Source organism: Pedobacter sp. KBW01, assembly GCF_003852395.1.
Classification (GTDB): domain Bacteria; phylum Bacteroidota; class Bacteroidia; order Sphingobacteriales; family Sphingobacteriaceae; genus Pedobacter.
This window is the reverse complement of sequence record NZ_QAJQ01000003.1, coordinates 112729-133803: the sequence shown is the minus strand read 5'-3', so window position 1 is coordinate 133803 and position 21075 is coordinate 112729. Positions and strand designations below refer to the sequence as shown.

General features: G+C 39.7%; 17 protein-coding genes and 1 tRNA gene. 6 read left to right on the top strand and 12 right to left on the bottom strand.

The window, feature by feature from the left end; translation table 11 throughout:
• Positions 1-9: 9 nt before the first annotated feature.
• Entirely contained in the window at positions 10-1176 is a 1167-nt protein-coding gene (locus DBR40_RS03135; protein WP_124558354.1) for a mandelate racemase/muconate lactonizing enzyme family protein, read from the bottom strand.
• A gap of 118 nt (positions 1177-1294) precedes the next feature.
• Entirely contained in the window at positions 1295-2179 is an 885-nt protein-coding gene (locus DBR40_RS03130) for a sugar phosphate isomerase/epimerase family protein (protein WP_124558353.1), read from the bottom strand.
• A 183-nt stretch (positions 2180-2362) separates the two neighbouring features.
• Here DBR40_RS03130 and DBR40_RS03125 point away from each other — a divergent pair, with 183 nt between their 5' ends.
• The 3 genes from DBR40_RS03125 (at position 2363) to DBR40_RS03115 (ending at position 4130) form a co-directional block, all read left to right on the top strand.
• Positions 2363-3262 carry an AraC family transcriptional regulator gene (locus tag DBR40_RS03125; RefSeq protein ID WP_124558352.1) on the top strand — a complete coding sequence of 300 codons (900 nt, stop codon included), beginning with the start codon at positions 2363-2365 and terminating at the stop codon, positions 3260-3262.
• Between the two features lie 138 nt (positions 3263-3400).
• Positions 3401-3718: a peptidyl-tRNA hydrolase gene (locus DBR40_RS03120; protein WP_124558351.1), complete on the top strand. Its 318-nt coding sequence runs from the start codon at positions 3401-3403 to the stop codon at positions 3716-3718.
• 1 nt (position 3719) lies between these two features.
• A complete protein-coding gene (locus tag DBR40_RS03115) occupies positions 3720-4130 on the top strand; it encodes a hypothetical protein (protein ID WP_124558350.1) in 411 nt (136 codons plus the stop codon).
• A gap of 948 nt (positions 4131-5078) precedes the next feature.
• On the opposite strand, the gene DBR40_RS03110 is transcribed toward DBR40_RS03115, so the two are convergent.
• From DBR40_RS03110 to DBR40_RS03100, 3 genes are all read right to left on the bottom strand, one after another.
• A tRNA-Ala gene (locus tag DBR40_RS03110) sits at positions 5079-5152 on the bottom strand.
• Between the two features lie 175 nt (positions 5153-5327).
• Positions 5328-5963 carry a chloramphenicol acetyltransferase gene (locus DBR40_RS03105; protein WP_124558349.1) on the bottom strand — a complete coding sequence of 212 codons (636 nt, stop codon included), beginning with the start codon at positions 5961-5963 and terminating at the stop codon, positions 5328-5330.
• Positions 5960-6655 (bottom strand): HAD family hydrolase, encoded by a 696-nt coding sequence (locus DBR40_RS03100; protein WP_124558348.1) that lies wholly within the window; start codon positions 6653-6655, stop codon positions 5960-5962. The genes DBR40_RS03105 and DBR40_RS03100 overlap by 4 nt, the downstream gene beginning before the upstream one ends.
• Positions 6656-6733: 78 nt before the next feature.
• On the opposite strand from DBR40_RS03100, the gene DBR40_RS03095 reads away from it, so the two are divergent.
• From DBR40_RS03095 to DBR40_RS03085, 3 genes are all read left to right on the top strand, one after another.
• A complete protein-coding gene (locus DBR40_RS03095; RefSeq protein WP_124558347.1) occupies positions 6734-7375 on the top strand; it encodes a Crp/Fnr family transcriptional regulator in 642 nt (213 codons plus the stop codon).
• 265 nt (positions 7376-7640) lie between these two features.
• A complete protein-coding gene (locus DBR40_RS03090) occupies positions 7641-8252 on the top strand; it encodes a hypothetical protein (RefSeq protein WP_124558346.1) in 612 nt (203 codons plus the stop codon).
• 286 nt (positions 8253-8538) lie between these two features.
• Entirely contained in the window at positions 8539-9165 is a 627-nt protein-coding gene (locus DBR40_RS03085) for a carbonic anhydrase (RefSeq protein WP_124558345.1), read from the top strand.
• A 103-nt stretch (positions 9166-9268) separates the two neighbouring features.
• On the opposite strand, the gene DBR40_RS03080 is transcribed toward DBR40_RS03085, so the two are convergent.
• From DBR40_RS03080 to DBR40_RS03050, 7 genes are all read right to left on the bottom strand, one after another.
• Complete coding sequence (locus DBR40_RS03080; protein WP_124558344.1) at positions 9269-10033, bottom strand: SDR family NAD(P)-dependent oxidoreductase; 765 nt, start codon at positions 10031-10033, stop codon at positions 9269-9271.
• An 80-nt stretch (positions 10034-10113) separates the two neighbouring features.
• The gene (gene kduI, locus DBR40_RS03075) at positions 10114-10953 is read right to left on the bottom strand and encodes a 5-dehydro-4-deoxy-D-glucuronate isomerase (RefSeq protein WP_124558343.1); all 840 of its coding nucleotides are present in this window, start codon (positions 10951-10953) and stop codon (positions 10114-10116) included.
• A gap of 85 nt (positions 10954-11038) precedes the next feature.
• Positions 11039-12268, bottom strand: a complete 1230-nt coding sequence (locus tag DBR40_RS03070) for a DUF2264 domain-containing protein (protein WP_124558342.1) — start codon at positions 12266-12268, stop codon at positions 11039-11041.
• A gap of 17 nt (positions 12269-12285) precedes the next feature.
• Positions 12286-13470: a glycoside hydrolase family 88 protein gene (locus DBR40_RS03065; protein WP_124558341.1), complete on the bottom strand. Its 1185-nt coding sequence runs from the start codon at positions 13468-13470 to the stop codon at positions 12286-12288.
• 88 nt (positions 13471-13558) lie between these two features.
• Positions 13559-15667, bottom strand: coding sequence for a polysaccharide lyase family 8 super-sandwich domain-containing protein (locus DBR40_RS03060; RefSeq protein WP_124558340.1), 2109 nt, complete (start codon positions 15665-15667; stop codon positions 13559-13561).
• Positions 15668-15938: 271 nt separating this feature from the next.
• The gene (locus tag DBR40_RS03055) at positions 15939-17699 is read right to left on the bottom strand and encodes a RagB/SusD family nutrient uptake outer membrane protein (RefSeq protein ID WP_124558339.1); all 1761 of its coding nucleotides are present in this window, start codon (positions 17697-17699) and stop codon (positions 15939-15941) included.
• Positions 17700-17709: 10 nt separating this feature from the next.
• A complete protein-coding gene (locus tag DBR40_RS03050) occupies positions 17710-21027 on the bottom strand; it encodes a SusC/RagA family TonB-linked outer membrane protein (protein WP_124558338.1) in 3318 nt (1105 codons plus the stop codon).
• Positions 21028-21075: the final 48 nt, after the last annotated feature.

The following is a 21075-nucleotide window of genomic DNA, read 5'->3' as shown; positions in this document are numbered from 1 at the left end:
TTAATTATTTTATACTGGCTGTTTAAACTGTTTTACAAAATCCCAGTTAGGGGTTAATCCCAGTCCTGGAGCAGAAGGTGCGGCAATTTCGCCGTTGATTACATTAATTTGTTCGTTCACCAGGTCGTACATCATGGGGTTTCCTCCTAAAGAGAACTCAATAATGGTTGCCGAGGGGCTTGCGAATGCTACAGTTAACCCTGCCATGAAAGAAAATGCTGAGCCCCAGCAATGTGGTGCCAGCTCTACCTGGTGCACACTGGCCAGATGCCCGGCCCGCATAGCTTCTGAAATGCCGCCAATAATGGCTGCATCGGGCTGAACAACATCTATAGCCCTGATTTGCAAAAGATCGTGTATATCAAAACTGGTAAACTCACTTTCGCCGGCGGCAATGGGTATGTGGGTAGCAGCCCTTACTTCTGCTGTTCCTTTCCTATTGTCGGGACTAACTGGCTCTTCAAACCAATAGATGTTACAATCTTCTACGCCCCGGCAAAATTGCTTTGCCTCGGGTACGCTGAACGTGCCGTGTGCATCAACCATTAACTTAATTTCAGGCGCCAGTGCTGCTCTGGCTGCTTTTACCCGATCTATACTTTTCTGTACGGTACCATCCATTACGCCTACACGCATTTTCACTCCCCCAAACCCTTTACTCACATAGCCATTCAACTGCTCGCCTATATGTTCCAGGTCTGCCCACCCCCCACTTGCGTAAGCAGGCATTTTATCTCTGCAGGCACCGCCAAGCAAATCCAGTACTGGAACGTTCAGCATTTTGCCTTTCAAATCCCATAGTGCGGTATCGATCCCACTCATGGCAGATACCGTAAGGCCCCGCCGTCCAAGGATAGGGAATTTTCTTCCTCTCGACAATGCATAATGGTCTCTTGTTCCATTATACATTTCTTCCCAAAGCCGGGTAATGTCTTTTACAGACTTGCCCAACAATACGGGCTTGAGTTCGTTTTCTATACAGTTTACAATGGAAGCACATACGCCTGAAGAGCCTACTGCAGCCTTGGCTTCTCCAAAGCCCTGCAATCCTGTATCTGTTGTGATTACCACAAGGGTCATATCAAAATTGGTAAGCAGCCCATAATCTGATACGTGTTGTTTCGCCTCAGGTATGGGGCAACGTAACCAAAATGCTTCTACATTTGTTATTTTCATTAAAATATAATTTGTCTTTTATCGGTTATGAAAGTGTTTGTATGGCGCTAGTGTTTAATCGCATGCAGTCACGGCTCATTGCTGTTGCTAAGCACTATGCTTATGATCCTTTCAGACCTTAAATAAGTTTTGATAAGGTATTAAATGATTGTTGGGTTAGCATGGTATAAAATGCATCGGTAACCGACGAGCTACCATGGTCTATCAGGAATTTCTCCTGCTCGGGACTAAGGTTTTCGGGCTTTTCGTCTATAGCTCCAGGATAAGGATTGGCGGGAGTACGATCTAATGGGGCACAAAACTCTACAGAAAGGACCTCGTTATAATTTATTTCCCGAAGGGTATCGATGATCTTTTGCCAGTTGAGATTTCCCATTCCCGGTGCCATGCGGTTATTATCTGCCACATGAAAACCTACCAGTTTCCCCTTCGCTTTCCTAATGGATTCAAACAAATCTGTTTCTTCGATATTCATGTGGAAAGTATCCAAACATACGCCACAGTTCGGGCCAACTGCTGCAGCCAGTGCCAATGCCTGTTCGGCACGGTTAATAAAATAGGTTTCAAACCGGTTAATAGGCTCAATGCCCAACAGTACGCCTGCGGCTTCGCTGTATTCGTATATTTCTTTCATGGCGTTAACAGCCCAGCCCCACTCCTCTTCCTTGCGGCCATCGGGCACCAACTTGCCTACTGTAGCAGGAACAACAGAAACCATATGGCCATCAAGTTCTTTCACCATTTTCACTACATCTTTTACGTACTGAACGGAAGCTGCCCGTTGCCCCTCATTACTGGCCAGCAGGTTACGCTCGCCAAGCATTAATGTTACAGAACCCCAGCAACTCAGCCCATGCGCTTTCATTAGTTTTCTTACGTCCTTTGTATTGTACTGATCAGGGTTCCCGGCAACTTCGAGCCTGGTATATCCAATCGCAGAAACTCTTTTTATCGTTGTTTCTATCGTTTCAGCACGCATCCAATTGTGTATTGCAAGTTCCATATCAGGTATAATATTTTGGTTAGTATCATGCAGACACCGCGTATAACGGCGCCTGGGTAAAACAAACTTATTCAGATTTCAATTGAAATAAAAATACTTCATTTGCTCATTTTTGATACTATATTTACATTAATAGTCAAATTTAGCTTCTAAAAATAACTATTGTACCAAAAAACAGTAATTATGAAAGTTTCTTACCGACCGATATCTACTCCTGAGGACGCCAGTTTCGCAATTAAAGAATACTGTCAGCCACAGTTTACCAGTACTTTTCATTTTCACCACAGCTATGAGTTGATCTTGATTGTAAAAAGTTCAGGGCAGGTGTATGTGGGCAATAAGGTAATGAATTATAAGGAAGGAGATGTCTTTATGTTCGGGCCGGGGCTGGTGCATTGTTTTTCAAGTGATATCCTAACTACAACTGATGAAGAAGTAGCGCACGCCATTGTAGTGCAATTCTCTGCAGATTTTATGGGAAAGGATTTCTTTGAGACCCTGGAACTGAGGGCAGTGAAGGAGCTGTTGCAACAATCGATATATGGTATAAAATTCGACACTTCAGCGGCTTCAACCAGCACCCGCTTCTTCCAGTTTCAGCCTAACCAGCAAATGAAAAACCTGATTCTGTTGCTGCAGATATTGGAAGAGCTTTCGCTGAGCAGTAAGCAAGGAGCATTACTCATTACAGACGATAGCAGAAAAATACGCCATAATGAAAGTAATGCTAAAAAACTGGCTTCCATATTCAATTATGTATTCGAAAATTATCATCGGGAGATAGACATCCAATCGGCGGCTTCCATCGCTTGTATGAGCAAAGCTGCATTTTGTCGCTATTTTAAAAGCAGCACCCACAAAACATTCTCACAGTTTGTAAATGAGATTAGGGTAAGTCATGCCACAAAATTATTAATTGGGAAAGATAACAATATCACAGCCATCTGTTATGCCTGTGGTTTTGATAATGTTTCTTATTTTAACAGGCAATTCAAGATCCGGCAAGGTATATCGCCCAGGGAATACCGTAAGGTATTTATGGAAAGCAATGCCGATCGGCCCTTTTTGCGGCATACTGATTAAAACCTTCGGGCAACGGTTTAATACCAAAGGTAATCGGGGATATTGCATTGGTGCTACCCGGTAGCATAAAACCTTCAACTTCACAATTTTTCTGTAAGTTTATCGTCAACGCCAACTTCGCAAAGCGCTCACTATATCATGAAGATGTATATTTTAGTTAAAAGAGAGGTTCCTGATAAAATGGTACCCGTAATTACAGCACACGCATCTCTTGCCTGTTTTAGGAAATTTGAAAACACGGCAAACATGCAAACCTGGATAAATGGCATATTTAAGAAGGTGGTTTGTGTGGTTTCTGAAACAGAGTTCGCAAATGCTAAAAAGGAAGCAGACCATATTGTGCTCACCGAATCGGCATTAAACAATCAGGAAGTCTGCATAGCCTTTTCGCCCAGGGAAGAATATCCCAAAATGTTTAAGTTTTTTAAGATGTGGGTACCCAATAACAATGAGTAATATGCACAATCAGGAACCCCAGGTTTATAAATGGCTGGTTAAAAGCGGCAGTATTTTATTATTTAGGGATAGCGATAAAATACACCTTGAGCTAGACAAAGAAACCAGCGAAAGTTGTTTGTTAACCAAAGAAGATGCTGAAAGCTTAATTTCAATAATAACCACCTTAGCTGAAGCCATTTGGAACAGCCCTAGTTATATTAAAGAACCTTATCAAGGACAGTTGTTTAAAACAGCCGATGAATTGGTTTATTGGGATTTAGGCCAGCCCATGTTGTATGCGGGTTTTAATGTAAACGAGCAGGCTATAGCCATAAATTATAGTGGTGATGCTGTATTGAAAATTTCTGTTAATTATGCTGTGGAGCTTATTCAGATTTTGACTCATTTTTGTAAGCAATTTGGGGTGTAATTATTACGCCACCTATAGCAAACACTGAAATTCATTACCTTAGTTAGATCAATCTTTACAATGAAAAATAAGGGAAACCCTAAGTCATTTATTTACTATGATAGCTTAAAACAATAGGAGAGCGTTTGCATACTTTTATACGCATTTGTAACAATATGCGTAATTCTAACTCTTGTTTTTGCTAAACCGGAAATTAAGCAGGTTACAATAATTATGTATGCAGTACTATCACAATTCAGTATGTACTTTGGGTTATATACATCGCTACGTAATTTCAAGGCATACTTACTTTGGTTTAGCTTTGGCATAGTACACCTGATACTTTTCTTTTGTTTCAGAGGAAACCCTGCTCTTGAAATGTACGCTGGAAATCCGAGCGTATTTTTATCAAATACCATCGTACTTTTGTTACTCTTTCAGCTTCTTAGATACCTTAGTTTAAAGTTTCAGAACCGGGAGTTTGTAGCACCTGCAAAAAGTGGGATAGATTTATTTGAAAATAAAAAGGTAACCTTTGCCGATTCTGTAATCTTTATAATCTATATGAGTTCGTGGCTTGGCCTTACGATGCTTCTTCTAAAGTAAGGCAATGTGAATAGTAGCGGGTATAATGAAATTGCATAATTCGGAGTGTAGCTCCATCGGCACACAGTGATGATTAAATAAGTCTTCACAATCTAAATCAAAGTACAATGAATGTTTTAAGCAGGATTATATTGTATCTCGGTATGTTCCTTTTCATCTTTGGCGGCATATATTGCATTACTCAAATTTTCGCAATAGTTCTTGCCCGCCCGTTTTCTTTCCTTACGTTCAAGATTGAAAAATTATCGTGGGTATTCTTTTTCGCGCTATCGGCAACTTTGGTTGGCTTTTGGCTAATTCGAAAGCAAAAGAGATAATTATGAAACAAAAAGCCTTTCAACTCTCGTTAAAAGGCTTTCGTTGTGGAGAATATCGGATTCGAACCGATCACCTCTTCACTGCCAGCGAAGCGCTCTAGCCAAATGAGCTAATCCCCCAATTTTTAAACTCCAATAACCAAACCTGAATAAACAAATAGGATGATGGAAACAAGCTTCCTGCCTGTGCTGCAAAAATAGCAAATACTTTATCGAAAGCAAATGATAATTGATTTTTTTTATTGCAGCACATCTTTCAGCTTAAAAGCGAAGAAATGCCATCAACCCTACCTGGCTAAGCAGGTTCATTTTTATTCAGCAAATCCTGGTAGGTATCTATAAACTGCGCCACATGGTAGCCATCCATTAAAGCATGGTTTACGTGGATCGAAACCGGCATTATTTTTCTTCCGTTTTCATCTCTCACTTTACCGAAAGAGATTTTAGGGCAGCTATCCTGAAAAGCAAAATTGCGGGCATGAGATAAAGAAGTGAAATTTAACCAGGGAAGTGCCGAGTAATGAATTACATTTTCGCCAGAAGCAGATGGAATTAAGCCTGTTGTAGCTTGTACTTTTTCGATCTCCTGATTAGCTGCCAGTTTAAAATCGTTAAAGTCGTGGTAAAAATCGAGGTAACCAAAACCAAAAGTACCGTTTGGGCGGTTAATGGTTGCTGCAGCATTTACACGGTCGTATTTCCACACTTCGCCATCAATAATGCGGTAGCTAAAAGGTTCAATCGCATTTGCCGCAGCAAGCGATTTATGCAAATAAAGCAGAAAGAACGAAACGGCTTTCTCTTTTGCTTCCTTGTAGGTAGGCGTACAATCCACATCAACGGTTACGCCAAAAAATGGCTCGCCAAATGTGCTAAAAAATTTAAAATGATCTTTTCTGATCCAGGTGTCTATATCTATTTTTTCTTTCATTCAATTAATTTTGGTAAAATTTCCGACAGGCTTTCCATCTCGTAAAAATTAGGGTGCTCAATGATGTGATCAATACTTTCGTGCACCCAGGTGGTATGGTACGGAATATGAACGGCATGCCCGCCAATATTGAGCACTGGTAGTACATCCGATTTTAAGGAATTGCCCAGCATTAAGAACGATTCGGGTTGGCAATCCAGGTGTTTCATCAGTTTTTGATAATCCTTTTCCTGTTTATCGCTCATAATTTCGATGTGATGGAAATAATGATCTAAACCCGATTTGGTTAGTTTCCTTTGCTGATCGAGCAGATCGCCTTTGGTAGCCACAACCAGTTTATATTTTCCGTGCAGGGCTTTAAGTACTTCCTCTACCCCATCCAGCAGTTCGATAGGTTTGTTCAACATTTCCTGCCCCAATTCGATTATCATTTCCACAACTTTGGGGTCATTTTCCCCCACTGTTATCTTCAATGCCGTTTCTATCATACTGAGCATAAAACCCTTAATGCCATATCCATAAAGTGATAAATTAGCCATTTCGGTTTTGTAGAGTTCGGCAATTATACTGTGGCGTGGCATGAAATCTTCCAGCAGGGCAGCAAATTTATCTTCGGTTTCGCGGAAGTAAGGTTCGTTTACCCAAAGGGTGTCATCAGCATCAAAAGCAATTACGGTAATCTGATTGTTCATGGTTATGCTTACTTTAGTGCCACAAAAGTAACGCCGGCAATCCTGATAAAAAAGGACATTTGTCTCAGCAAAAAGAATATGCTACGAACCAATCTCGACTTCCTCTCTTTTATTGAACGTTTTAGTACCGAAAATGCTGACGGAAACATTGCCCTCAAAAACTTTAAAGCCGGTTATCGTTTAATTGAACAGGGCGACAAAATCAGCAACATCTACATCATTAAAGAGGGAATCAGCAAGTGTTTTATTTCGGAAGAAAACGGCAAGGATTTTATTATTGAGTTTTTAGGCAAGGGCGAGGTTATTGGCGAACTGGAAGCTTTAAAAAAGATCAATTGTTTATGTAATGTAGCTGCCATAAGTGAAGTAACTGCATATGTTATCCCCGATCACATTTTCCTATCGCTGATACAAAAAAGTAGTGAATTTACTACAATCTTACTCCAGGAGCTATCTACCCGGATTATACAAACCAGTACACGTGCATCTTTTCAACAATTGTACACGGTAGAATATGCACTGTTAAAACTGCTCCAATTACAGGCTGATGAGCACATCTCTATCTCAAAAGATGATATGGCTGCCTATCTCGGCATTTCTGTAAGAAGCTTTAACAGAAGCTTAAAGCAATTGATAGAGAAAGACCACCAAGATATGCCTGAGTTTAAAAGCATGATGGGTGCAGCCAGCATAAAAAAACTGGTAGAGAGATTAAAATAATCCTTACAACTTTATGGTATAATTATTGCTATAGAAATTTTGTTTTTACAAGTGTAACGTTTTCATCACAGCATACGTTTAGCAAGTAAAACAAACAATACAAGTAAACACACAAAAAACCTATATATGAAAAAAACTAACCACCCTATCTTTTCAAGATTCCCGAGTTAACGATATCTGGCTGTTTACGCAATAGCCACCTATACGTCGATATCCTTAATCATCAATATAGAATTTTATTGATTTCAGTAATCTTATTAACAAAATGAGTGCTTATATACACATCTATACCAACGCCTTAACAGACGATTTAATCCCAACTATTTTAAAACGCTTGAACGAGCATGAAAGCGTTCTTGACATTAATTCATCGTTTTCGTTCAGAAATTCGAACGGAAACTTACCCATCGTGTTTAAATGGGAAAAGCCAAGCTTAGAAATATTTAACGAAAACAACTTAAAGTTAAATTTTGGCACTTCAATTAAACCTTTCGACCTTAAAGAATACAAGAAAAAGCTTTTTAAAGATAAAATCATTAAACAAAGCTTTATTCAGAAGTTAACCACTCTTTTTAAAAAGAAGAAGAAAAAGAAGGTAGCTAGAACCATTAAATTAAGCGCTGAAATAGAAGCGCAACTTCAAAACCACAACAAGGTATTCTCAATTAAATACCATGCAGGAGATGTTTTTGAAAACCACTTTGGTACTTTAATTGGTGCCATTATTACCGAACTTACCAAAGGTGTTTGTCACTTTACGCATGATAACGTGTGGTACGATTCAAAAAATGTTTTAAGAGAATCGTTGGTTAACTTATACACACTCGAGGAACTGCCTAACCACATCAACAAAAATGCGGTAGCAGTTGCCAGCTAAAACAGCATAGCTACATCCGGAGTTTAGCAGTAATTAAACTTCGGATGTATTTAAAATATCGCTCTACTTTCTCTTATTCAAAATGTGATTTCTACATTTTGTAGAAATATTTCCACACTGCTTACCCGCTAAATTTCCCCACAAATTTGCAACAGCAATATCTTACAATCTGCTAAACTTTTGTTAGCTGAATTTGTTATCAAAACCGGGAAATCTTTTTTAGTTTTATACCAGTATAAATACTGCATTTTTCCCAACAACAATACAATCCTTATTGAATTAAATTATGAATGTAGAAGAAGTTTTTAAAAACAACGAGAAATGGATTGCCGAAAAACTATCCATTAACCCGGATTATTTTACGGATCTGGCTAAAGGCCAAAGCCCCGAATTTTTATACATTGGTTGTTCTGACAGCCGTGTTACTGCCGAAGATTTAATGGGAATCCAGCCCGGACAGGCATTTGTGCACCGCAATATTGCCAATCTGGTAAATAACGTAGATTTAAGCGTAATGACGGTTTTAAATTACGCAGTAAGGCACTTAAAGGTAAACCATATTGTAGTTTGTGGCCATTACAACTGTGGTGGTGTTAAAGCAGCCATGCAACCTGCAGATTTGGGTATTTTAAATCCCTGGTTAAGAAACATCCGCGATGTTTACCGTTTACATAAAGATGAATTGAATGCCATTGCTGATGAGGAGGCACGCTATAACCGCCTTGTTGAACTTAACGTTCAGGAGCAATGTGTTAACCTGCTTAAAACAGCAGCCGTACAGGAAGCCATTGTTGGCCGTAAACTAACTGTACAGGGCTGGGTTTTTGATATTAAAACAGGCCGGTTAATTGACCTGAAAATCGACTTCGAAAAAATATTGAAAGACATTACTGAGATTTATAAACTCTACTAGTCGGAAGACCGGAGCATAAAAAAACTCGTTGATTTCAAAACCAACGAGTTTTTTTTTTTATAAATCCCGACTCAGAACTCAAGACTCTGGACTCAAAACTAACCTATCGTCCCATCCAACCGCCATCTACGGTTAAAATTGTTCCGTGGACGTAATCACTTGCAGCTGAGGCAAGGAATAATGTTGGCCCTTTAAAATCTTCGGGCGTACCCCATCTTCCTGCCGGAATACGTGACAAAATCGAAGTGCTTCTATCCTGATCTTCGCGTAAGGCGGTAGTATTATCAGTAGCAATGTAACCTGGTGCAATGGCATTTACATTTACGCCTTTTGATGCCCACTCGTTAGCAAAAGCTTTGGTTAAAGAAGCAATTGCACCTTTACTTGCAGCATAACCCGGCACAGTAATTCCGCCCTGAAACGACAATAGCGATGCTGTAAAAATTACTTTTCCACTACCTCTGGCTATCATATCCCTGCCCACTTCGCGGGTTAAGATAAACGGAGCAGTTTGGTTTACCGTAATTACCTCATCCCAATATTCATCAGGGTGCTCGGCAATGGGTTTACGTAAAATGGTGCCGGCGTTGTTTACCAGAATATCGATTACCGGATGATCGGCTTTTACCTGTGCAGCAAATGCGAGTGTGTTTTCGCGTTTACTGAAATCGCACTGATAAGCATAAAATTTGCGCCCCAGGGCCAAAACTTCTTTTTCTATGGCGCTACCTTGAAATTCAAGGCTGGCCGATACACCAATAACATCAGCACCGGCTTCTGCAAGTGCTAAAGCCATGGCTTTTCCAATTCCTCTTTTGCAACCGGTAACTAAAGCAGTTTTACCTGCTAAATTAAATACGTTTGACATGTGTTTTCTATTGATACTTTTATAAGATCTCTCCATTCCGCTACCAATAAAAATTGGCACACTTTAGTCGAGATGACGGTTTATTTCAATTCTGTAATGGCGCAGTGATCCATATCCCCATAATCAAGGTTTTCGCCAGCCATACCCCAAATAAAGGTATAATTACTGGTACCTGCACCTGAATGGATTGACCAGTTTGGCGAAATTACCGCCTGATCGCCCTGCATCCAGATGTGGCGTGTTTCTTGCGGCTGGCCCATAAAATGGCAAACACTTTGTCCCTGTGGAACTTCAAAATAAAAATAAGCTTCCATCCTTCTGTCGTGCGTATGCGCAGGCATGGTATTCCAAACGCTACCCGATTTTAATTCGGTCATCCCCATCTGTAACTGACAGGTTGGCAAAACACTATTCACCAGCAATTTATTAATGATGCGGTGGTTTGCTGTTTCGGGTGTTCCCAGCTCAACAATTTCAGCTTCGGCCTTGCTTACCTTTTTAGTTGGGTAAGTATGGTGCGCAGGTGCCGAATTGATGTACAATTTTGTAGCTACACCTTTATCAGCCGATTCGAAAAATACTTCTTTAGTACCTTTACCAATATATAAAGCTTCTTTATAATCCAATTCGTAGGTTTCGCCATCGGCCGTAACAATTGCCTTTCCGCCTACATTGATAATCCCAAGCTCTCTACGTTCTAAAAAGTAGCTGGCTTTTAAATCATCGGGGTTAGGAAGTGCAATTTTCTGGTCAACTGGCATGGCACCACCAACAATATATCTGTCAAAATGAGATAATGTTAGATTTACCTGGTTGGCTTCAAACACGTTTTCAATTAAGAAATTATCCCGCAGCGCTGCGGTATCCATTTGTTTAACTTCTTTTGGGCTTTGAGCGTAACGGCTTTCGAATTTGTTCATTGGTTAAAATTGAGTTGTGAGGTAAGATTTGAACCGATATCAAATCTTACCCGCAAATATATTTATACGATATCGATTATTGGTATTAATACTCAACTTTATAATCCTTTTTTATCGTTTCTCCGCCCCATGCTTTTAAACTGGTCCATGGTGCAGGTGCATCTGTCCAAAACTTATTGTCAGCTGGTAAACCCAGTGTTAAAAAGCCCAATGTAGCCATATACAAACTACCTGTAGAAGTATAGGTATCGGCAACATCCGGCTGGTGACCGTTAAAGCCTAATACCAACCAGCCTTTATCATCAAAATTTTGGTTTCCGTTATACAGGTTATAAATTACTTTGGTTAAAGCGCCACGCACCTGTGCGGGTTTAACATATTCAGGTAGTTTTTCCATCAATGCCACCTGCGCCAATGCCTGAAATGCTGCCGTACGGTAGGTAATAGAACGGCCATAGGCAGGGTAAGTTCCTTCTGGCGAGATAATCCGCTCTAAATATTCCGAATAACGCACCATCCGTTTTAAAGCCAGATCGTAATCGGCCTGCTGTGCTTTTTTCTTTTCTACCAGTACTTTTAAAAGATCGACCAACATGGGGTGGATTACATAAGAATTATAATAATCCATACTAAATTTTTCGCCATCACTGTACCAGCTATCGCCTACATACCATTCTTTCATTTTATTGATAGCAAACTGAACACGGGCAGGATCGTACTGTTCGCCAATGCTTAATAAAAAACCTTCGGTTAAGCCCGAGAACAACAACCAGTTGTTGTACGCACCGCTACGGGTTCTGAGCGACTTAAACTCTTCGATAAATCTTTTCTTGGTTGTTTCATCAAGTGGCTCCCAAAGTGCTTTTGGAGCGCGTAAAAAAGCATGTGCCACATAGGCTGCATCAACTATAGGCTGGCTCTCTGAGCGGTAGCTGATATAATCGGGGCTTTCGGGATTTACTGAATTAGCCAATCCTTTTAAAAGCTCAGTACGCATAGTTTTCCTCAGTTTACCTTCGGCAGTTTCATCGTCAGGTAAGGCCAGCCAGGGCGCTACGCCGGCAATTGTACGTCCTAATGCTTCCAGATAAGTTACCTTAGCAGCATTTAAACCATAGCCAGGTGCTTTTTCTAAAGGCATGTTCTTTTTTAATGTTTCGTTAGCCAGGTTATGAATTACCGGATTGGCTATACGATACAATTGTTTTACCCAAATGGCGCGGTCCTCGGCACCTGTAGTTATTTTTTTATTTTGGGCTGTTGCGGTAAAAAACAAGCAGCAAGCAATAATGGTTAAAAGTGATTTATGGTTCATTTTGTTTAAATTGTTGTTTATAGGTACCATTTTTTATATCGTGCAAGCGCCTCTAAATAATAATAATCGGCATAAACCAGCGGCACATCTATTTCGCTGTTTAAAGGAAAAGCACCTGTGCTGTGCATCAATAAAAAACCACCGTTTTCGCCTGCCTTGGCACGATAAGTTGCACTCGCCAGGGAATAAATCATGATCTCGGCAGCCGATTTAAATTCAGCCTTTTCTTTGCCTTCGGTGTATTGTCCCAGTTCGAGCAGTGCCGATGCAATGATTGCACCTGCAGAAGCATCGCGTTTGGCATAAGGAATTAAAGGCGCATCAAAATCCCAATACGGAATCTTATCGGCAGGTAAGTTCGGATTTTTTAAGATATAATTCGCAATTCCGATAGCTTGTTTTAAATAGTTTTGGTCTTTGGTAAAGCGGTACATCATGGTGTAACCGTATAAAGCCCAGCCTTGTCCGCGCGACCATGCCGAACAGTTTGCAGCACCCTGCCAAGTAGCTTTTTTAATAACCCCGCCAGTTTCCGGATTATAATCTACCACGTGGTAAGAGCTAAAATCTGGTCTGAAATGGTTTTTTATTGTAGTATTGGCATGTGTAATAGCAATTTCTTTATAGCGTGCGTTGCCGCCGTTATCGCTGGCCCAGTTTAACATTTCCAGGTTCATCATATTATCTACAATTACCGGGCATTCCCAATATTTATTCTTGTCCCACGACTGGATAACCTGAATTTTAGGACGGAAACGTGTAGCCAATGATTGCGCTGAACGTTGGATAATTTCTTTATATGCTGGATTTTTGGTAATGCGATACCCGTTACCAAAGCTACAATACATCATAAAACCCAGATCGTGGTTACCGGTAAAGGTTTGGTTAGGTTCTAATATTTTAAGTGCAGCCTCTGCCTCACTTTTTACCTTGTCATTTTTGGTCTGTTCGTAAATGTACCATAAACTACCTGAGTAGAAACCACTGCACCACCATTTAATATCGAAATTAACAGGTTTACCTTTATCAAAACTCTGCGGTGTTTTTCCTGCAGGAATATTTTTAGCCAATACCTGATATTGATCGGCAGCAAATTTAAATTCATCATTAATTAATTGAGCCATGGGTTTCTTTGGGCTTTGGGCAAATGAGACCGATCCCATAAGCAGGAGTAGTGTAGCGGCTAGATTGATTTTTTTCATCTTATCATTTTTGTTTTTCAAAATCAGTATTTGTCGGGCCTGGCTGTAGCAGGTGCAAACACTGATGGTTTCATAATTTTAGGTGTGTTTATTCTACTATTTTAAAACTTGCGGTAGCACCCGCAAAAGCACCGGTTGGCAGATTACAGGTTATGTTTTTGGTTGTTGATGATCCTGCGGCTTTAAACTGAACCTGAATTAACTGGTTTTCCTGAGCAGGATCGGCAATGTATAGTACCGGAGTTTTGGTGTTTAAATTTTTAATATATACTGTACAAGGCTTGTCAACAGAGAGCGAAGCACCATCATACTCCAGCGTTCCGGGGGTATAAAATACTGCCTGCAACATATTTAAGTCCCTATGTTTTACAGCCTGAAGCGTTGCTGTATTTTTTAAAATCTGAATCATAGACCGATTATACTTTTTAATCTCCGCCACTGTAGTTCCCGGAATAACGATGTACTGGTAACGCTCATTTTGCGGCTTTGTACCATGGTTTATCCAGATTTTAAAGACATTGTGTTTTAATTCGTTTTTGGATTGAAACTGATTGATGCGGTACCAGCTACCTGCCTGGGCCACATTGCTAATTTCTACCTGACCACCCTCCGGAAAGATGTAGCCGATGCTATCATGAACTGCCCATACGCCTTGCTCATTTTTTTCACCTGACGATGAAATTACCGCTCCCCTGCTCCAGGCCTGATTAATTGTTGTAGTAATCTTTTCGGGAGCTTCACTTTTGATTCCGGCCCCTAAACAAACCACTTCCCGATCGAAAAAGAACCAGGCTTTTTTAGCCTGAAGGCTATCGTAATTTAAATCGTAGCAGGATACGCCGTACACGCCATCACTTACCCCGCCCGAAAATTTGGTAGTACCGGGTATCCCCCAGTCTTTACGGATGGTTGCACCCTCATCGTCAGGATAATCCCTGCTGGTAGTGCCAGGTATTTTATCCCACTCCCAAACCGGCACCAAGTTAGCATATTCAGAACCGCTGCGCTGGATATTGGTTGCCCCATCGGGTAAAAACTTACCCAATATATTTTCATTATTTCCCCGCTCCGTTCTTAAAGTCCGGTTAGATGAAGCCTGCACACTAAAAGTATAAGCCGGTCTTACATGCAAGGTGTAATTGCTTTTCCAATATTGGCTATGCGAAGGGGTAATGTTGTAATTAGCTGGTTTCTTACCTGCTGTTCTTAATGCCGAAGCGTTCCAATAGCTGGTATTTTCGGAGTCGAAAAATTTAATTTTTTCAATCATTCCGCCCATTCCGCTACTTAGCGAATCTTTACGGCTAATGCCACGACCGCGTACATTGAAATCGTAAAACGAGCCACGTATGGTTTGAAGGAAAGTGTTTTTAAGATAGTTAACTAAAATAGCAAGCTGATCTTTAGGCAAGGTATAATCGGTTTCTCTTAAATAAAAAGCGGCATTTACAGAGTTACCTGCAAAAACGCGCCCATAACTGGCAATAGCTTGTTGTTTACCATGCTGGTAATAGCTTCCATCAACCTGAACACCTTCTTTCCCATCGCTGATGGCAATGGGTTCGAAAAGATATTTTGCAGCTGAATCGAGTGTTGCTTTATTGCGGGTTAAACAGGCACGGTAGAGATAATGCAGCGCTTCATCTGAGGTATTGGCTCCATCGCCAGTTCTAAAACGGCGAATCACCATCCGTTGAATCAATGCCTGTTCGAGACTTGCAGGAAGCTGCACTTTAGCACTTCGCATTAAAATGAGTGTTTGCCCAATGGCCTGCGGATAAAAAATATCGTTGTACCACCAGTTTTTATTCTTTGGGTTTTTATCGAGCCAATTCTGTAATCCTTTTACAATCGATGTATGCAATTGCGCATCGCTATACCATTTGTTTGATGACCGGATATAAGCCGTGGCCATATCCTTAATTCTTTTTAGCGGAGCATACTGCACATCAGTATAATTAACATCAGCCCAGCTGCCATCTGTGTTTAGGTTTTTCAGGTTTACCCCTATTTCAGTAGCCAGGTTTTTATCTTTAACAAATGTTTGCAAATCTGTATTAATGCGTTGCAAAATGGTATTGTAGGGCTCATTTTGTGCTTTTGCCTGATTAACGAACAACAATACACATAAAGCACCGACGCTGAGTACCTTAAAAGCCAATATTTTAAAATTTATTATTTTCTTGCCTGCCAACATCTGTTATTTTTTATTGAAGCCCCAAAACCAGTTTTGATATTTACCGTAAGGAAAAGCGGGTGCCCGTTTTTCTTCAAAACTAGCAGAAACCAGTTGCATCATTTCTCCACTTATCGTTTTTTTTATTTCAATTATGATTTTTCATATATAATATTGTCAATTTTCACCCATGTGTTCAATTGAGCAAGGTATGTATGCTTCGAAAAAGGTTATAGTGTTATGTTAAAAAGGCCGCCATGACGGTGGCGGCCTAAAAGCATGTCTTAACAATCTAATTTATCCAACCTGGATTCTGAGTCAGGTTTGGATTCCGCTCTATCTCTACAGCCGGAATTGCCCAGTTATACAAATAATCACCTTTAAAAGAGTAAGCATATACAACTTTACCCCACGCTTGCTTTACACCATTACCAGCATAAAAAACTTTGTCCTTCCAGCTTTTCCATCTCATTTCATCGAAGAAATTAATCCCCTCGTTCGGGAACTCTACTCTTCTTTCGTTGCGAATTCTTTCTCTCAAATCTGTCTGGCTTGTTACAAATGTTGGTAAAGCAGCATTTGTATTTTGAAGTAGTGCAACACCAGCTCTGGTTCTTACTTCGTTTACTTTAGCAATGGCTTCAGCAGTTAAACCTTGTTCATTAAGAGCTTCTGCCCACATTAAAAGTACATCAGCATATCTGATTAAAACAAAATCTGTAGGCCCGTAATCTCTGGCTGGTGTTTCTGTTGCGCCTTCGTAAACATATTTACGGTATAAATAATAGAACAGGCTTTGTGTATCTGTACGCAAATCGCCATTCGTAGCCGCTTCAGCGCGATAAGGCCATCTTGAAGTTACAAGAGCATTAGCACCGCCAAATACCCCCAAATAAGTTGAGTAGGGTGTAATTACATTTGCAGCCAATCGAGGATCACGGTTAGCATAAGCCTGAATAATACGTGCTTCGTTTCCTGTTGGCAAATACAAACTCATTTTTGCGCCTCTTGTAGTGGCTGCTGTAATTTCGGCCGCTGTTAGGTTGTTTCTTAAAAAGTACACCTCTCTCTCTGCTACAGAAAGAGCTGAATATCCAGGAATAACGGCATCCCAGTTAAATTTAGAGCCATCAGCATTTTCGTATAAATCTACCAGGTTTGGAGAAACATGATAGGTATTCCAGCATGAGCCGAAAGAAGAACGGGTACCGCAATAAAATTGTGTAGTGGAACCAAAACCAGTAACTCCAATATTTTGAATAGAGAAAATCATTTCATTAGATTGTTCATTAGCGGTTTTAAACAATGCGCTATAATTTGCAAACAAACCATAACCGGCATCTTTAACTTTTTGAAAATCTGCAGCGGCTAAATCCCACTTTTGTGTGTACATATAGGCTTTGCCACGTAAAGCATAAGCAGCACCTTTAGTAACATGACCATAATTTGCATTACCACTGGTATATCTATCAGGTAGGTTTGGTTCTGCAACCACGGCAGTTAAATCACTGATTACCTGAGCCCAAACTTCCGCTTCTGTAGAACGAGGTTTAATTGCTTCTTCAGGAAGATAAGGCTCTAAATAAATCGGTACACCTTTATACAACTGATTTAATCTTAAATAAAAATAAGCCCTTAAAAATTTTGCTTCAGCAATATACCTGGCTTTTTTCTCAGGTGAAGAAGGAGATTTTATCGCAATGTTTTTTAAAGCATCATTTGCACGCTGAATACCTTCATAAAGGTTTTGCCAATGCCCACCGAAATAGCCATTACTTGGCGTTATTGTTCCTGCAAGTAAGGATTCTGCACCCGAGGTTTGGCCGGTAAAACCCAAACAATCCATTTGGTACAATTCTAAACCTGAGGCACCACCTGATGCCATGCCGTATCTTAAAGTGGCATAAACACCGGTCATTCCCTGATCGGTTAGGTTATCTGTAGTCCACATCATTTCTGATGCAACTTGTGAAGGAGGTGTAGTTGTTAATAAGTCTTTTTTACAACCCGTAAATACTGCAATTGTAAATAGTATGGTTAAAATCTTTTTCATTTTGTTTCCGTTAAAAAGTAACATTTAAGCCTAAAGAATACTGGCGCATAGTTGGATAAGATACTCCTGCTCCTATTTCAGGATCTAAGCCCGGATAATTGGTAATGGTAAACAGGTTTTCTCCTGAAAGGAAAATTCTTGCTCTGCTCATGGCCGCTTTTTTAGAAATTTTTTCTGGCAGCGTATAACCAATCTGTAAGTTTTTCAACTTTAGATATGAAGCATTATATAAGTAAAAATCACTTGTTACTGCTGCGTTTTGAACATCGGTAGTATTTTTAAGTCTTGGATATTTTGCATTAATATTATTAGCCGGATCGTTAGGATTTGCATCGTTGTAATAATAATGATCGTTTGCTATTAAGGTACTTACTGCATTACCAAGAGATACAACAGAGTTGTTATAGCCTGTAGCATTCCAGTAATACCACATGCCTGCACTGCCTGACCATAGCATAGAAAGATCTATATTTTTATACGATAAATTCATGCTAAAGCCGTAGTTAAACCTTGGTGTAGAAGATTTATTTAAGAACTGTGCATCAAAGCTATTACCATAAAGTCCATCACCATTGTTATCTGCATAAATTAAATCACCATAATAAATTTTGGTTTTACCAACACCTCCGGCTGGCTGGAAAGAATATCCTGCTGCAATCATTGCATTTAACCAATCCATATCAGCTGGTGTACGGATCATACCATCTTTAGGCCCGCCATTAACATTTACATTCCCGTTTGTAAAATAATTTCCATCGCCTTTGTAAACGGTTTGCATGTAATATTCATTGAATTCGTGATCAGCTAAAATACGGTTAGCGCCACCGCTGGAAACACTACCCAGGTTTGAAGTATAAACCTTGTTTCCTAATGCATCTGTTGTATAGCCAGCCTGATAAGTACCTTTGTACTTGGTTACGCGGTTAAAATTATATGCAAAATTACCTGAAACACCATATTTAAAATCGCCGATATTACTATTATAACCTAAAGTAAGCTCTAAACCTTTGTTAGACATTTCTGCAATATTTTGAGTTGCTGCAGTAGCTGTTCCCGATGTTATAGGAATAGTTGGTGTAAATAAAATTTTAGATGTGAATTTATTATACAAGTCAATTTCAAAATTCATTTTACCATGGAATAAATTACCATCTAAACCAAGGTTGGTTGTTGTAGTAGCTTCCCAAACCAAAAATGGGTTGGCAAATTTGGTTGATATTAACCCACTGGCTTGTGCACCGTTAAATGAATAGTTCGTACCACTGTAAAGTGCCTGATAATCGTAGTTACCCAGAGCCGATACCGTATTCATTACATTGTTACCTGTTTTACCCCACGAGGCACGAAGTTTTAGATTCCCAATGTAATCGTTCAATTTACTCATAAATGGTTCCTGAGAAATACGCCATCCTGCTGAGAAAGCAGGGAAAAATCCCCAGCGATAATCTTCCGCGAATTTTGAAGATCCATCATACCTGAACACACCTTCAAAAAGGTATTTGCTTTTGTAAGCATAATTTAAACGACCATAAGCCGAACGCATGGCATAATCATACTCGCCACCTGTTCCCGATGTGATAGCGGTAGCAGATCCAAGTGTTGTAACTGCTTCATCGTACAAGCCTTTTCCGGTAGCACCAATGTTATAATAATTATAGTAGTATTGATTGTAACCAGCCAACAAACTAATATCATGGTGTTTGGCTATAGTGGTGTTATATTTTAAAATATTATCTATTGTTATCCCATAATTTTTATTAAAACCATAACTTGTGGTTAACTGGTCGGCTGTAGTTTTAGGAGATTTTAATGTATTGGTTGCAAAATTCCATTTTTCGAAAGTAACGGCATGGTTATTAAATTCTTCTTGTCGGGTTTGATAGTTAAAACGAGTTTCGAAATCTAAACCTTTTAAAATATCAAATCGTGCAAAAACTGTTGTGTTAATACGGGTCTCATTATCAGCACCACCAGTACCATACAGATATTGAACAATGTTATTTGCAGTTGAAGATTCTTCAGCAGCAGCCGGAAAACCGTATTTACCATTCCAAACCGGATATACGCCCGGTGTGGTTTGACGCAAAAAGTTAAATGCATTATCGGTATTGGCTAAACCATAGGTTTGATAAGAAGCAAAGGTTTGCGTACCTACGGTTAAAAATTTAGCCACTTTCGATTCTAAGTTTATACGCAAACTGTATTTATCAGAACCTGTATTTGCCATTGTACCCGGATTATTAAGATACAATGCAGATAATAAGAATTTTGTATTTTCAGATCCACCATTTAAGGAAATATTATGTTGTTGCACAACATTATTTTCAAATATAGCACTGCCCCAATCTGTATTTGGATAAGCAATATAATTGGGTACACCTTGTGGGGTTAATCCGTCAGGATTGGCGTTTGCAGCCGCCCACTGTGCAATGGTAGCATCTGTATAAATAGGATTTTGCCCTAAATTACGGTAACCTTCATTAACCAAATTCATGTGAGTAATATAATCGGTTATAAAAGTTGGCAGATTTGCAGGTTTTGCAATTGATGCCAATCCCGCATAACTTACTACTGTTTTTCCGCTATTTCCTCTTTTTGTGGTAATTAAGATAACCCCATTTGCAGCAAGTGAACCATAGATTGATGAAGCGGCCGCATCTTTTAAAACCGAAACACTTTCAACGTCGTTGGGATTAACGGCATCTATACTTCCGATAACCCCATCAACTACCACTAATGGATTATTGTTATTTATTGTTCCGGTACCACGAATTCTGAGGGTGGCACCATCTGAACCTGGCTTGCCAGACGATTGACGAACAAATACACCCGAGCTTAAACCACCAAGAGATGATGATAAGTTGGTAACCGGTCTGTTTTCAATGGATTTAGCACTAATGCTAGATACAGAACCAATTACATTAACTTTTTTCTGTACACCGTAAGCTACTACAACTACATCATTTAAGCTATTGTTTTGCTCTTGCAGTGTAACATTTAATGTTGTAGCCTTACCAGCCAATACTTCTTTAGTATCGTAACCAATGTAGCTAAATACTAATGTGTTTTGGGCTTCTGGCATCGCGATAGTGTATTTACCATCACTTCCAGTTACCACTGTTGTTGAAGTACCTTTTACAGTAACGCTTACTCCAGGCATTACTCCCCCCTGAGTATCTTTTACTGTTCCTGTAATTTTTATGATTTGAGCAAAGGCAGTAAATACCGTAAAACTCAAAAGCATAATTAATGAGAATAGTTTTATTGGTAAGTTAAAACTGCTCCGTTTTGCTTCTCCAATTTTGAGATGTTTGTAAAGTTTTTCCATTGTTTGTTTAGTTGACTAACATTTTTCTTCTAATCGCAAAAAATTATG